Origin of the sequence: Variovorax sp. PAMC 28711 (genome assembly GCF_001577265.1) — a bacterium.
Taxonomy (GTDB): Bacteria; Pseudomonadota; Gammaproteobacteria; order Burkholderiales; family Burkholderiaceae_C; genus Variovorax.
Genome location: NZ_CP014517.1, coordinates 348,503 through 364,143 on the forward strand (window position 1 = coordinate 348,503; position 15,641 = coordinate 364,143).

The 15,641-nt window shown below is 64.0% G+C and carries 5 protein-coding genes; 2 read left to right on the plus strand and 3 right to left on the minus strand.

The window, feature by feature from the left end:
- Window position 1 precedes the first annotated feature (1 nt).
- Complete coding sequence (locus AX767_RS01895; protein ID WP_068628144.1) at window positions 2-1,075, minus strand: ABC transporter ATP-binding protein; 1,074 nt, start codon at window positions 1,073-1,075, stop codon at window positions 2-4.
- A 9-nt stretch (window positions 1,076-1,084) separates the two neighbouring features.
- Window positions 1,085-2,701 (minus strand): glycerol-3-phosphate dehydrogenase, encoded by a 1,617-nt coding sequence (gene glpD, locus AX767_RS01900; protein ID WP_068628145.1) that lies wholly within the window; start codon window positions 2,699-2,701, stop codon window positions 1,085-1,087.
- Window positions 2,702-2,799: 98 nt separating this feature from the next.
- Here glpD and AX767_RS01905 point away from each other — a divergent pair, with 98 nt between their 5' ends.
- Window positions 2,800-3,570, plus strand: coding sequence for a DeoR/GlpR family DNA-binding transcription regulator (locus AX767_RS01905; RefSeq protein WP_068628147.1), 771 nt, complete (start codon window positions 2,800-2,802; stop codon window positions 3,568-3,570).
- Window positions 3,571-3,583: 13 nt separating this feature from the next.
- Complete coding sequence (glpK, locus tag AX767_RS01910) at window positions 3,584-5,077, plus strand: glycerol kinase GlpK (RefSeq protein WP_068628149.1); 1,494 nt, start codon at window positions 3,584-3,586, stop codon at window positions 5,075-5,077.
- Between the two features lie 20 nt (window positions 5,078-5,097).
- Here glpK and AX767_RS01915 read toward each other — a convergent pair whose 3' ends face one another.
- Complete coding sequence (locus AX767_RS01915) at window positions 5,098-15,540, minus strand: calcium-binding protein (RefSeq protein ID WP_068628151.1); 10,443 nt, start codon at window positions 15,538-15,540, stop codon at window positions 5,098-5,100.
- Window positions 15,541-15,641 lie beyond the last annotated feature (101 nt).

Sequence of the window (15,641 nt, forward strand, 5' to 3'; positions counted from 1 at the left end):
GTCAGACCCCCTTTCGCCAGCGGGGAGCGACGAGCAGATCGCCGGCGGCGTCGAAGACGTACGCTTGCGACGCGTTGAAGTACAGAGTGAGCGCTGCGCCCAGTTCGAAGCGATGCACACCGGTGAGCTGCGCCACCAGTTCGCCGACTGCCGTGTGCACATGCACGAAGGTGTCGGAGCCCGAGATCTCCGCGAGCTCAACCTTGCCGGCGAGCGAGAGGTCCCCTTGCGCTGCATCGACGTGGAGCGCACCCGAACGCAGGCCGACGGTGAGCGTGGCCGCGCCCGGCGCGGACAACGGCATGGCCAGCGCCGGCCCGCCGACGAGTTGCACGCCACCCGGGGCCGCCGTCGCTGCCAGCAGGTTCATCGGCGGATCGCTGAAGGCGCGCGCCACGCGCAGCGACTTGGGCTCGTGAAACACCTCCGAGGTCGGGCCGTACTGCAGCAGTTCGCCCGCATCCATCACGGCCGTGTAGCCGCCGAGCAGCAGTGCCTCGCCAGGTTCGGTGGTGGCGTAGATCACGGTCGAATCGCCGCTGGCAAACAGCTGGGTGAGTTCTTCGCGCAGGCCCTCGCGCAGCTTGTAGTCGAGGTTGACCAGCGGCTCGTCGAGCAGCATCAGCGGCGCGTTCTTGGCGAGCGCACGCGCCAGTGCCACGCGCTGCTGCTGGCCACCCGAGAGCTCGGCCGGCAGGCGGTCGAGGAACATGCCGATGTGCAGCTTGTCGGCCAAGGCGCGCACCTGCGAGTCGACGTTCTTCTCACCGCGCAGCTTGAGCGGCGAGGCGATGTTGTCGGCCACCGTGAGCGAGGGATAGTTGATGAACTGCTGGTAGACCATGGCCACGTTGCGCTCGCGCACCGGCATGCCGGTCACGTCCCGGCCGTCGACCAGCACCTTGCCTTCGCTGGGCGTGTCGAGCCCCGCCATCAGGCGCATCAGGCTGGTCTTGCCGGCCTGGGTCGCGCCGAGCAGCACGGTCACCGCGCCGCTGCGTGGGGCGATGCTCTGGGCGTAGAGCCAGGTCTGGGCGCCCACCTTCTTGGTGACGCGCTCGAGTGTCAGTTGCATCCGTGTTCCTCAGTGTTGGGGGTGCACCTGCAGCCAGGCGTCGACCGCAGCGCGCTGTTCCGACGTGTAGTGCAGGCCGAGCTTGGACCGGCGCCAAAGCGCGTCGTCGCCGGTCTGCACCCATTCGCGCGCCTGCATGAAGCGCAGCTCGCGCTCGTGCAGGCCGGGCGCCACGGCGGCACCCATGTCGTCCATCGCGGTGGCATCGCCGATCAGTTCTTCGATGCGTGCACCGTAGGCGCGGGCCAGCCGGCGTGCCAGCTTCGCGTCGAGCCAGGGGTAGCGGGCCTGCACGGCGGCCACGAAACGCTCGAACTCGGCATCGGGCCGCGCGCCCTTGACATGCGGGCCGATCCAGGCGGACAGGTCGCCGCCGGCGAGAAAGGCGCCGTCGGTCCAGGCCGGGCGTTGTGCGCGGTCTTGCCCCAGCATCTGGCCGACCTCATCGGCCGCGTCTTCGGCCAGCTTGCGAAAGGTGGTGATCTTGCCGCCCCACACCGACAGCAGCGGCGCACCGGCGGTGTTGGATTCGAGCAGGTAGTCGCGCGTGACGGCCGACGGATCGCCGGATGCATCGTCGAGCAGCGGGCGCACGCCCGAATAGGTCCACACCACGTCGGCCGGCGTCAGGGGCTTCTCGAAATAGCGGCTCACCTGTTCGCACAGATAGACGATCTCGTCGTTGCCGATCTTCGCGGCGCCCGGGTCGTCGCCCTGCAGTTCGATGTCGGTGGTGCCGATCAGCGTGAAGTCGTCCTGGTAGGGGATCGCGAAGATGATCCGCTTGTCCGGGCTCTGGAAGATGTAGGCATGGTCGTGCTCGAACAGCCGCTTGACCACGAGATGACTGCCCTTGACCAGCCGCAGGCTCTTGGTGGCCATCGACTCGCCATGCGCCGAGTGCGCGACGCCGCGCAGAAAGGATTCGGCCCATGGGCCCGCGGCGTTCACCACGGCGCGGGCGCGCACGGTGCGCGTGCCGCCCGGGCCTTCGAGCGTCGCGGTCCAGCCCTCGGCCGCGCGCTGTGCGCTCGTGCAGCGGGTGCGCGTGAGCACCTCGGCGCCGCGCGCGCGCGCATCGATGGCGGTGAGCAGCACCAGCCGTGCATCGTCGACCCAGCCGTCGGAGTAGACGAAGCCGCGCTTGAACAGCGGCTTGAGCGGCTTGCCTGCTACATGCGTGCGCAGGTCAATGCCACGCGAACCTGGAAGCACTTCGCGCTTGGCCAGATGGTCATAGAGGAACAGACCGATGCGAATCATCCAGGCCGGCCGCGTCGACGGGTCGTGCGGCATCACGAAGCGCAGCGGCCACATGATGTGCGGCGCGCTCTTGAGCAGCACCTCGCGCTCTTGCAGCGCCTTGCGCACGAGCGCGAATTCGTAGTATTCGAGGTAGCGCAGGCCGCCGTGGATCAGCTTGGTGGATGACGATGAGGTGTGCGAGGCGAGATCGTCCTTCTCGCACAGCATGACGCGCCAGCCGCGGCCCGCCAGGTCGCGTGCGATGCCGCAGCCGTTGATGCCGCCGCCGATGATGAGCACATCGCAATCGGTGGCATCGGCAGGTGGCGAGGGAGAAACAGCGTTCACGGCGGGCGATTCAGGTTTTTCGTATTGATTCATTTTGGTTCCTTGTTGCGCGATATTTCTGGTGGTTTACCCTCAACAAGATTCGTTTTCTTTCGTTCTAGAGTACCAACTCCCGAGAGTGCCCGTTCGCCGTGAATTCAAATCCCCGCCAGATCAAATTGCTCGACACCGTTCGCAACCGTGGCTCGACCACCGTCGAACAGCTTGCCGACATGCTCGGCGTGACGCTTCAAACGGTGCGCCGCGACGTGCAGCGACTGGCCGACGCCGGCCTCTTGACGCGCTTCCACGGCGGCGTGCGCATGCCGGGCTCGACCACCGAAAACATCGCCTACCAGCAGCGCGCGTCGCTGCATGCGGACGGAAAAGCGCGCATCGCGCGCGCGGTCGCCCAGCAGGTGCCCAACGATTGCTCGCTGATCCTCAACATCGGCACCACGACCGAGGCGATCGCGCAGCAGCTGATGCATCACACCGGCCTGCGCGTGATCACCAACAACCTGAACGTGGCGACCATCCTGAGCGGCAACACGGCCTGCGAAGTGATCGTCGCCGGTGGTTCGGTGCGGTCGCGCGACCGGGCCGTGGTCGGCGAGGCGACGATCGATTTCATCCGGCAGTTCAAAGTCGACATCGCGCTCATCGGTGTGTCGAGCATCGAGTCCGACGGGTCGCTGCGCGACTTCGACCTGCGCGAAGTGAAAGTCGCGCAGACCATCATTGCGCAGGCCCGCGAGGTGTGGCTCGCAGCCGATGCGAGCAAGTTCAACCGGCCCGCGATGATCGAACTCGGTACGCTGTCGGACATCGATTGCCTGTTCACCGACGCCGATCCGCCGCCACCCTTCCCCGCGTTGCTCGAACGCGCTCAAGTGCGTTGCGACATCGCGCGCGCCCATTGACGAGACCCATGCCATGACTTACCTGCTCGCCCTCGACCAAGGCACCTCCAGTTCCCGCAGCATCGTGTTCGACCGCAAAGGCCACATCGTTGCCATGGCACAGCAGGAACTGACACAGATCTACCCGCAGCCCGGCTGGGTCGAGCACGACCCACGCGAGATCTGGCAGAGCCAGCTCGCCACTGCGCGCGACGTGCTGAAGAAGGCGAAGCTGGAGGCGAGGGACATTCACGCCATCGGCATCACCAACCAGCGCGAAACCACCGTGCTTTGGAACCGCAAGACTGGCATGCCGGTGCACAACGCCATCGTCTGGCAAGACCGCCGCGCCGAGCCGATGTGCGCGCAGCTGCGGCGCGACGGTCTCGCCGACACCATTCGCGACAAGACCGGCCTGGTGATCGACGCCTACTTCTCCGGCACGAAGCTGCGCTGGTTGCTCGACAACGTGCCGGGCGCCCGCGCATCGGCCGATCGCGGCGAGCTCGCCTTCGGCACCATCGACAGCTGGCTCATGTGGCAGCTGACCGGCGGCAAGGTGCACATGACCGACGTGAGCAACGCGTCTCGCACGATGCTTTTCAATGTGCACACCAACGCGTGGGACGCCGACCTGCTGAAGGCGCTCGACATTCCCGCGACGCTGATGCCCGAGGTGAAGCCGTCCAGTGCGCACTTCGCCGACACCGATGCCGCGCTGCTCGGCCACGCGCTGCCGATCGGCGGCGTGGCCGGCGACCAGCAAAGCGCCCTCTTCGGCCAGGCCTGCTTCCAGGCCGGCATGGCGAAGAACACCTACGGCACCGGCTGCTTCCTGCTGATGCACACCGGCGACGCCTTCCAACCTTCGCAGAACGGCCTGCTCGTGACGAGCGCGGCGCAGACCAGCGCGCAGCCGCAATACGCGATGGAAGGCAGCGTGTTCGTCGGTGGCGCGGTCGTGCAGTGGCTGCGCGATGGGCTCAAGGCGATTCAGGGCAGCGGCGAGGTGCAGGGCCTGGCCGAGAGCGTGCCCGATGCCGGCGGCGTGATGATGGTGCCGGCCTTCACCGGCCTCGGCGCGCCCTACTGGAATGCCGACGCGCGTGGCACGATCACGGGCCTTACACGCGGCACGACAGTGGCGCACATCGCGCGTGCTGCGCTCGAAAGCATCGCCTACCAGAGCGCCGCGTTGCTGCAGGCGATGAGCCGCGATGCCGTGGCCGCCGGCGGCTCAGCCGTGGCCGAGTTGCGCGTGGACGGCGGTGCCTGCGTGAACGATTTGCTGATGCAGTTCCAGGCCGATTTGCTTGGCATTCCGGTCGTGCGGCCGGAGGTCACCGAAACCACGGCGCTCGGTGCCGCCTACCTCGCCGGCCTGTCGACCGGCTTCTTCAAGAACGTCGAGCAACTCACGACACTCTGGCGCGTCGAGCGCCGCTTCCTCCCGACGATGGGCCGCGCGCAAGCCGACGAATCGATGGCGCGCTGGGAGCACGCGGTGCGACAGGCCACCGCGGGCTGAACCAGCACGCCGAATCGCGATCAATGCCAGTTGGCAGCGATCACCGTGCTCAAACTGCTCTGGTAGTTGGCCGGCAAAGTGGTCTGCCCCGCCGCAGGCGGCGCGAACCCGGCCATGGCTTGCACGAGGTTCTGCACCTGGCTGTCCAGCAGCGTCTTTCCGTCGCTCGTCTTGAACTGCTCGACGTGGTACTGGCTGCCCAGATACCAGTCCGCCACCGTCATCTTGTCGGTCGTGCCGATGATCGAGACTTCCAGGTCGTTGCCGGATTGACGAAGCCACAACTGATCTGCGGCGATCGCCGATCCCATCGATAGCACGTCGACGCTGCCGGCCGTCTGATCGTTCTCGACCACGCGGTCCGAGCCAGCCCCGCGTGCGAACAGATAGCTGTCACTCCCGGTTCCGCCCTTGAGCGTGTCGTTGCCGGCACCACCGTCGAGCACGTCGTTGCCACCGAAGCCCTCCAGCGTGTCAGCGCCTGCCGTGCCGGTGAGCGTCTCGTTGGAATGGGCCGCTGCTTTCAGCTGTGCCGTGCCCCAGACGGTCCCGTCGGCGAACTTCACCTGGTCCACGAAGAGTCCAAGGTCGGTCCAACTCGTGGCGGTGAGCGCCAGGTCCAGGGTGATGGACTGGCCCGTGGCGCGGTCGATGATGCGGTCGGTCTCGTAACCGGCGCCTTCGACGATGCGCACGTTGGCCGCGTTCAGATCGAGCAGTTCCAGCGTATCGAAGCCGCCGCCGTTGTCCGTTTCGGTGATGCGGTCGTTTCCGTCGCCCGATCGGTAGCGGTAGGTGTCGTTGCCCGCGCCGCCCGACAGCCGATCAGCACCGCCCTTGCCGTCCAGGATGTCGTTGCCGAGGTTGCCGGCGAGGTTGTCGATGCCGGCCGTGCCGATCAAGGTCTGGTTGGGGGTGACGTTGGCCGTGGCGGCCTGCATCGCGGCTTGGGTCCACACCGTGCCATCGGCAAACAGCACCTTCTCCAATTGCTGGCTTGGCGCATTGACGTCCAGGCCCTTGTCGACCGTGATGCGTTCTCCCGTGGCGTTGATAAGTAGCTCCAGATTTCCCAACGCCGTCTTGGTCAGCGTGACTTGCCCTGCATTCAGGTTCATCAATTGCAGGGTGTCGTTGCCAGCAACGTCGACGATGTTGTCGCTGCCCTGCCCGCTGGTGTAGCGGTAGGTGTCGTCGCCGGTCCCGCCCTTGAGCGTGTCGTTGCCGGCACCGCCGTCGAGCACGTCGTTGCCGCCGAAGCCTTCCAGCGTATCGGCCCCTGCCGTGCCGGTGAGCGTTTCGTTGGCATGGGCTGCAGCTTTCAGCTGTGCCGTGTCCCAGACGGTGCCGTCGGCGAACTTCACCTGGTCCACGAACAGACCCATATTGGTCCAACTCGTGGGGGTGAGCGCCAGGTCCAGGGTGATGGACTGGCCGGTGGTGCGGTCGATGATCCGGTCGGTCTCGTAACCGGCGCTTTCGACGATGCGCACGTCGGCGGCATTCAGATCCAGCAGCTCCAACGTATCGAAGCCGCCGCCGTTGTCCGTTTCGGTGATGCGGTCGTTTCCGTCGCCCGATCGGTAGCGGTAGGTGTCGTTGCCCGCGCCGCCCGACAGCCGATCAGCACCGCCCTTGCCGTCCAGGATGTCGTTGCCGAGGTTGCCGGCAAGGTTGTCGGTGCCGGCCGTGCCGATCAAGGTCTGGTTGGGGGTGACGTTGGCCGTGGCGGTCTGCATCGTGGCCTGGGTCCACACGGTGCCGTTGGCGAAGACGATGCGTTCGAGTTGCTGACCGGGCGTGTTGGTGTCCAGGCCCTTGTCGACAGTGATGCGCTTGCCAGTGGCGTTGATCAGCACCTCGAGGTTGCCCAGTGCTGTCTTGCCGAGGGTGACGTCAGCGGGATTCAAGCCCAGAAGTTCGAGGGTGTCGTTGCCGGCGACATCCAGAATGCTGTCGTCGCCATCGGTGCTGCGATAGCGGTAGGTGTCGTCGCCTGTGCCGCCCCTGAGGGTGTCGTTGCCCGCACCACCGTCGAGCACGTCATTGCCGCCGAAGCCCTCCAGTGTGTCGGCACCTGCCGTGCCGGTGAGCGTCTCGTTGGCGTTGGCCGCGGCCTTCAACTGCGCGGTGCCCCAGATGGTGCCGTCGGCGAACTTCACCTGGTCAACGAAGAGGCCCAGGTTGGTCCAGCTAGTCGGCGTGAGTGCCAGGTCCAGGGTAATGGACTGGCCGGTGGCCCGGTCGATGATGCGGTCGGTTTCGTAGCCGGTGCCTTCGACGATGCGCACATTGGCCGCATTCAGATCGAGCAGTTCCAGCGTGTCGAAGCCGCCGCCGTTGACGGTCTCGGTGATGCGGTCGTTGCCGTCGCTTGAGTGGTAGCGGTAGGTGTCGTTGCCCGCGCTGCCGGACATCTGGTCGTCGCCTGCCTTGCCGTCGAGGATGTCGTTGCCGGTGCTGCCCGCCAGGTAGTCGGTGCCGGCGGTACCGAACAGAACGGAGGCGTTGTCCTGAGCAGCTGCGCGAAGGGCGGCCGCATTCCATGTGGTGCCGTCGGCAAAGACCACCTGCTCGATCGCGGTCTGCGCGCCGTTCAGGGGCGAGAAGGCATCGACCAGGGTCAGGGTCTGGCCGGTGAACTTGTCGATCAATACCGCGGTCTCTGTCGCAGGCTCGCGGCGCACCACGATATCTGCCACGTTGAGGCCCGACAGCCAAATCTTGTCGAACCCGCCGGCTTCGCCGATGCGGTCGCTGCCCTGGTCGCGGCCCCAGTAGTAGGTGTCGTCGCCTTGTCCTCCGTAGAGGGTGTCATTGCCAAACTCACCCCACAGATTGTCCTCGCCAGCGCCCCCAGACAAGTTATCGTTGCCGTCGCCACCTACGAGGTTGTCGTATCCCGATTCACCATCGAGCGAATCGTCGCCAGCGCCGCCCCACATTCGATCGTCGCCCATGCCACCGGCCAAGGCGTCGTCACCATCGCCGCCAATCAAGTCGTCATTGCCGCCACCGCCTTCGAGCGCATCGTCTCCACCATTACCCCATACGCTATCGTCGCCTGCGCCGCCGAACAGGTGATTGGCAGCGGCGCTGCCCGTCAGGCTGTCGTTGAAGCTGCTGCCCTCCACGCTCTCGATACTGAGCAAAGTGTCGGTGCCCGCGCCCCCAGTGTTTTGGCCATAGATGAAATCCGCAAACACCGTCACCGCCGAATTGGCATAAAGGTACGACGCGGTGTCGAAGCCCTCCCCGCCGTCGATCACGTTGTTGCCCGCGCCCGCGTAGAGCGTGTTATCCAGGGCATTGCCGGTGCCGCCGATGTTGCCTGCCGAGTCAAGCCGCAGATTCTCTACATGAGCACCCAGGGTATAGCTCACGCTGCTGTTGACGGTATCGGTGCCCTCGTTTGCCAGCTCAACGACCTCATCACCGTTGTCGTCGACGATGTAAATATCATCGCCCTGGCCACCGGTCATCGTGACATCGCCGTCGGAGCCATCCAGAACATCGTTGCCGGGCGTACCCGGAACCTGTTCCCTCAGCGCTTGGGCCACGTCCAGCCGCAGCAGCTGTGTCGCAGTGGCGCCGGCGGCGTCGGTCGCCGAAAAACGCAGATCGATATTGCCCACCTGATCCGGCCCTGGCGTGCCGCTCAGAATGGCGGTCACGGGATCGAAGCTCAGCCACGAGGGCAGCGGGTCGCCGCCGGCAAGCTGGACGCTCAGCGTCAACCCATCACCGACATCTGCGTCCATGAACGCATCTCCGGGCAGGACGTAGCGCCATGCGTGCCCCTGCACAACAGACTGCAGAGCCAGTACAGCCCCGGCTACGGGTTCATCGTTGGCGTTCGCCACAGTCACCAGGAAGTCATCGCTTGTGCTCATGCCCGCAAGATTGATGGCCTCGATGCGTACAGCGATCGCGCCGACGTCGCCGTTGCCCGGCGTGCCCGACAAGCGCCCGTTTTGCGCGTCGAAGGTCAACCAGGACGGGAGCGCCGAGCCGTTGCTTAAGGTCGCGGACAGCGTCAGCGGCGAATTGTTTGGATCCGAGAACGTTCCGGCTGGTACCGTCCAATCCCAGGCGTTGTCTTCCGACACGGCAACATCCGCCAACGGAATGTCCAGGCTCGGACGATTCGCAGGGTCTTGCGCCGCAATCGCATCCAGCCGTACGAGCAATTGGTCGAGACTGAAGGTCTCCCCGTTGCCGAACTTGTACAGCTCAATGCCAGGCAAGGAAACGGCATGGTCGAATGTTCCCGAGCCGAGCTCGTATTCGATCTCGAGAAATTTCTGCCCGTCCTGATAGAGCTCCAGCACCCTCAGTGTGGACGGTGCCCCGCCGGGATAGCGCACGCCGAATGGCGCCTCGTATGGCTCGCCCCATTGATAGCTGAGCCGGTCGGGGGAAACCGATGCATCGAACTCCACGGTGTCCTTGTTCGAGAACTGAAGATCACCATCTTTTTCATAGAGCTTGGCCAGCGGCCCGTAGTATCTGTCTTGCGGCTCTCCCGAAAAACGCCCATCAAAGGCGGCCATATCTGAAATGCGATCCACATCGCCGTCGCGTACGCCGATGTAGTAAGTGTCCGAGCCGGCCATGCCGTCGAGCCAGTCGCTGCCGGTGCCGCCGATGATGAAATCGTTGCCCTCGGTTCCTCGCGCTTCATCGTCTCCCGCGCCCATGTCGATCCATGCGCCGAGGCCACGCTCGACCATGTTCATTGGTGCATTGGATGGATGGCCGAGCTCACCATGGACAAGTGGCCAATACACATTCATCACCCCCCAGTCCTGAAGTCGGATTGGTATGTTGCTGCCCGAGGTAAATGCCGAGCCCGCCACGGTGATCTTGTCGCTTCCATCGCCCGTCTCGATCGTTCCCCGAAAGGTTCCCACGGTCGTGTATGACCCGCCGCCACCTTCAATGTTTCCAAGCTTTTCGAAATCAAGGGTAATGTTGTCGTTCCGAACAGTGCCCGAAACAAGCGATTGGGTGGCCGCGGAATCGTAGTCGTAGGCTGTAGTTGTATAGGTACGCTGCTCGTAGCCAACGATGCGGGTTGCGGGCTGACTCTGCGAGCCCGCGCCATCGGATCGGATCATGTAGCCCAGTAGCTTGGCACCATTGTTCGCATAGACCGCCGTCGAGTTGGCGGGAACCTGATAGCCAACACTGCCAGGCGGCGCGTTCGCCATAACTTCTTCAATGGATTTGAAGACCTCCTGCGCCTGACTGCTACGGCCAACATTGACAGTCTCGTAAACGGGCGCAATCGTCGAGTGCGTCGAAGTCACCACGGTCGTGCTCGTGTCCAGGTAAGAGCCCAGCGCAAGGGTTTGGCCGGCATCAACCTGAACGGCCTGCCTGTCGACGGCGTCGGTCAGCTTTCCCTGCACATAGGGACGACCTCCCACTGACCGAACTTCGCCCTCTCCATAGGCCTCGTGCACCTTTGTCGTCGTGCGCAATTGCCACGCCTGGTCGTCCAGGAAGCGTTGCTTTCGCTGCGCAAGCGTCTGCGTGGAGTCCGGCATGCCAGCGTGCACGAAAGTCCCCAGGCTTTGCACGACGCCATCGCCCACATCGATCTGCCAGCTTTGGGCAATGGATGGGTCACCCGTGTAGCCAAGCAATCGCACCAACGAAGAGCCACCCATGCTCAAAAGCAAATCCTGTCCATCGACATAGGTCGACACCGGCCCTGTAAACACCAGCACGCCACGCTCGCCCGCGGTGGGTTCGATCGTGTCGGATTTGCTGTCAGCCGTGAACCGGTAAGTGTTGCGCCCCGTGCCGCCCTTCAGCCAGTCGTTGCCCAATCCACCGACAAGCTCGTCGTTGCCCTGCAAGCCATGCAATCGGTCGTCGCCCGGCGTTCCTGTTAACAGGTCGTCGCCGCTGGTGCCGCGCAACACCCCGTCCGGTGAGGGGCCACCCTCCGCAGGCAGGGTTTCGAGCAATGTGGCGAACGATACCGAGGTGCCGTCGGCGAACTGCAGATCCTTGATGCGCTTTTCCTGGCCCGGACCGAACGAAATACGGTCGCCCTGGCCGTAGTCGATTTCAATCGCAACGTCCGGGTTGTCGGTACCGGCAAACAAGTTGCGGACCTTGATGTTCGCCAGCGCTATCCCCACTCCGAAACGGATCGTGTCCGGCGGATCACCCGCATTCACCGAGGGGCCCGCAATGTAGTCCTGGCCATCGCCCTGATCGAACAGGAAGACGTCGCCCGCATCGTCCACCTTGTCGTCGCCGCCATATAACGTGTCGGTGCCGGTGCCGCCACGCAGGACGTCCTGCCCTGCGCCCCCCATCAACACGTCGCTGCCCCCGCCGCTCCACAACACGTCGTTACCCTGCATCCCCTCCAGCAAGTCGCTACCAACCCCGCCTTCAAGGTGTTCATCAACGCTGGTGCCCACGATGGTTTGCGCTTCGGCAATATCGCGCGTCCAGACCAGTCCGTTCGTGGCGGTCCAGGAGCCCGATCGGAGTTTTCCGTCGCTCGACGCCGATGCGTCTGCGATGCTCTGCAAGGAGCGCATCTGGCCATCCGCATCTTGAAGCTGGAACCCGGAAATGTTCGGAGTGCTCCCAAGCGACACCACGCCCTGGAGACCCGCAGCCAGATAAACGTTGCCATCTTGGCTGAACAGTTTCAGATCTTCGGCTGTCGCGTTGATGCCCACGATGGCATTCATCCCCTCGGCGTCCCGAATCTGAATCACCCGCGCCGGCGATGCATCGTCTGCGCCGGTGCGCAAACTGAGGTTGTACGTATCGTCGCCAGCGCCGCCGTCCATGTAGTCCGCGCCGTCGGAGACAAGCACATCGTTGCCGCCACCACCCCACATCAAGTCGTAGCCTTCGCCGCCGTCCACCGTGTCATCAGCACCCTCGATGCCCTCCCCGTCGCCCCAAAGCAAGTCGGCGGCGGCGCCGCCCAGCAAGGTATCGCGGCCACCACCGCCCATCAACTGGTCGTCGCCCGCACCACCGTCAAGAAAATCGTCACCGTGATATGCAATGCCCAGGCTGGACAACTCGTCGTCGCCCCCAAGCTGGTCGTTGCCTTCGCCGCCGTACAGGCGGTCATGAGCGCCCTGGCCCAACAATAGATCGTCGCCTTCGCCGCCATCAAGGTAGTCATCGCCATGGAACTGGCCAGCCACGCCGTCTTCGGGTGCATCGCCCCACAGTGTGTCGCTGCCCTTGCCGCCCCACACGAGATCCGCCCCGCCATCGCCGGCCACCCAGTCGTTGCCATCACCGGCATCAATGATGTCGTCGCCATGCTGGGCACCATCCACCTGATGCAAAACATGTTCGCCAAAAGTCAACGTCATATCGCCAGCGCGTCCCGCCGTCGCGTTGATCATGAAAGCGGCGAGGCGCTTGTCCTTGTCTCCAGATATCTTGTCGCTCCCCTCTCCGCCGTCAATGACATCGGCGCCACCCAACCCCACCAGAACGTCATCGCCGCTTTGTCCAAAAATATGGTCGATGCCAGCGCCGCCCCATGCGTAGTCATCGCCGACACCCACATCGATCACGCTCATGCCGCTGGGGTCGTCGTCTGTGGGTGCCAGCGCAGGCAGGAACAGGCTGTACCTAACTGGGGATGTCGACGAGTAAAAACTGTCCAGGTTAATTCCTCGACCGTCCAAAAATCGGTCTACCTGCCATCCGCCCTCGAAGTAGGGATCAGCCGGCAGGCCTGAAATCCAGGCTTGACCCGGCTGATAACCGTCGTCAAGCTGCAATTCATCAAGGCCGAAGTAGCCCGCCAACGTGAGATTTCCGAAAACGACATCGTTGCCGCTACCACCATGGATTCGATCCTGCCCGGCACCGGCGAAGATCACATCGTCTCCCTCTCCGCCATCAAGATAGTCGTCTTCTGTGAAACCGCCCATAACGTCATTGCCGCCCATGCCATACAGTTCGAGGGAACGGACTGGCCCCTCTTCGATGGCATCGTTTGGCAGGGAGAACAAGCCGTTCATGTTCCACTTCAGTGTCTCGTCTCCGGGAACGCCATCAACGCTCGAAGTTATGATGTCGTCCTGCCCCGGCAATGCGATGGCGCCCACAACGGTGCCGTCTTCCAGCACCTGCGGGACGTTCGTCATACTGGGCCCGCGCACTTGGTCTCCGCGCAAAATAAAGGCCGTCGACGTGCCGGCAGACGCGCCGCCTGGCTCCGATTGCGGACTGCGAACGGGCGACAAGTCGATGCCGAGATGGCGGATGACCTCAGGCCCCCCCGGAATCTGCCAGTTGCTGATGATGATGCGTCCGGTTTCTCCCACCTTGCCAATGACCAATCCGCCCTCACTGTTGAGCAGGTAGCTCCACTGCCCGTCATCGCTGATCCATTCGCCCTCGGATAGCTGCTTACCGCCGGTCAGTGCAACTCCGTTGACCTCGATGCGCCCTAGCCCATCGGCGTCGATGATGGTGTCTGTGCCCCAGTCTGTGCCGGCAAACCTATAGACATCAACGCCGGCACCGCCCACGAGTTTGTCGTCGCCGACACCCCCTTCGATGCTGTCGGCGCCAGCATCGCCTTGAAGGTAGTCATCGCCTGCGCCACCGCTAAGAACATCGGCGCCGTTACCACCGTACAAGTGGTCATTTTCAGCTCCGCCGTTGAGCGGATCCTCGCCTATCGACCCGAAAACGATCCTGCGCGACTGCGCATCCGTCTGTATCCCCAGCTTCATCAATTGCGCGCTGTCGAAGTCCTGATAGATGACGCCCGAGACACCACCTGACACCGCGGTCGGCACCGGATTGAGCGGCACGTTCGCGCGGTTCACGTTCATCAATTGCGCCAGCATGGCGGAACGATCGGCGATCCATTCGTCGGTGAACGTTGCAGGTGTCGAGGCGCTCTTGTCGTCCCGCCACGCCAGGAATTCGTCGCCATACACGGACTCCCATACGACCTCCAAAGCCGCTTTTCCGGTGCTGTCCTTGCCCGCAAGCCAGAAGGGAGAGAGAGCGGTCAGCGCAGCAATGGCACCGAAGTCGTTGCGCGCAGCGGCCTTGAGGTCTGCGCTGCTGACACGCATCAGTGCATTGCCTTCGACCGCTTGGTAAGCATCGCTGTCGAGAACGGCCTGGAGGTTGCTATAGAACACATCCCGATCGCTCGCATTTGCCCAGGTTCCGCCGTCCAGCTTGGCGTCCATGGGCTCGATGTCCACGTCGAACATCGCGGCCAGACTCTTCAGCACGTTCTCCAGCACGTCGCCTTCGGCACGGCCCTGCGTTCCAAAGGCAGAAGTGGCGCTCTTGTTGGAGGCGGCCGCAAGGATGGCATTGAGCACGCCCTGCGTGATGCGGGGGTCGAGCTGCGCCAGCGCGTTCTGCACATTGAGCGAATCGACGATCAGCACCAGGCTGTGCGTATCGCCGAAATCGTTAAGGCCGAAGTTGTCCACCAGCAACTTGACTTCTCCAGCCTTCCAGCTCGTGGTGCCCACGTCCGCGATCACCGAGCCGCGAAACAGCGGCTGGTCCTCGATGAAGATCGGTGTGGCCGTGCCGTAGTGCAACTGCGAGTTGGCAACGGCCGATGGCGGACTTGCGCCATAGAGGTCGTGGAAGTTGGCGATGGCACCGCCGGGCGCCATGTTGCGACCCGCATAGGCGTCGATGCCGCCAGACACCGGACCGGTTCCGTAGCCCGCGGTGTTTTCGCCGGCGCGCAGCACGGCCAGTTGATAGTCCAACGCAGTTGCCGCGATACTGGCCGTGCTCATGGCCAGTGCGGCTGCGCCTTCGGTGCCGCTGGTGACGCCCGCGTTGATGCGCTCGGCTTCGTAGACCACACTGCGGATGCGCTCAAGGGCCGCGTACAACGTCTGCTCTTCGAGCTTCGTCAAGCCTTGCTGTGCGAGAGACTGCCTCTGGGCATCGACCTGCCCAAGGCTTACGCTGGAGCCATCCTTGAAGATGTCCTTGAGGCTGCTGTAGCGCGCCAGCACCTCGGGGTCATCGAACATGTCGGCATTGCCGCCCAGCACCCGATGCGCAGCAAAGTCGCTCACTACCTGCGACAGGCTGCGTCCTGCGTTGACCGTGCCCACGCCCGCACCGTTGAAGGTGTAGGTGGCCGCCACAGCACTTGGGTACAGCAGGTTGAAGGCCGTCGCGAGGTGCCCGCCCAAGCTGTAGCCGGTGACGGTCAGTTGGTCGGATGTCGTGATCTTGTCGCTCGCATACAGCGACGCCACCCACGCCTGCATGTCTGCGATCTGTCCGAAGGCCCAGCCCTCGGCCTTGATCTCCATGACGTTGGTGGCCTGGTTGTCGCGTACTGCGTCGTCGGCAAATTCCGTACTTCGGAAGCTGATGACCATCTCGCCGGTCTGGCTGTTTCTGAACAGCGTGCCAGAGAACCCAGTGCTGGTGTTGCTCTTGTGCTCGACCACCGTCCAGCCTTCGTCAATGAAGGCCTGCGCCTGGGTCTCCGTGAAGCGGCTGGAGCGCTCGTTTCCGTTGGTGAGTACGTCAACTGTCTGAACCGCACCGG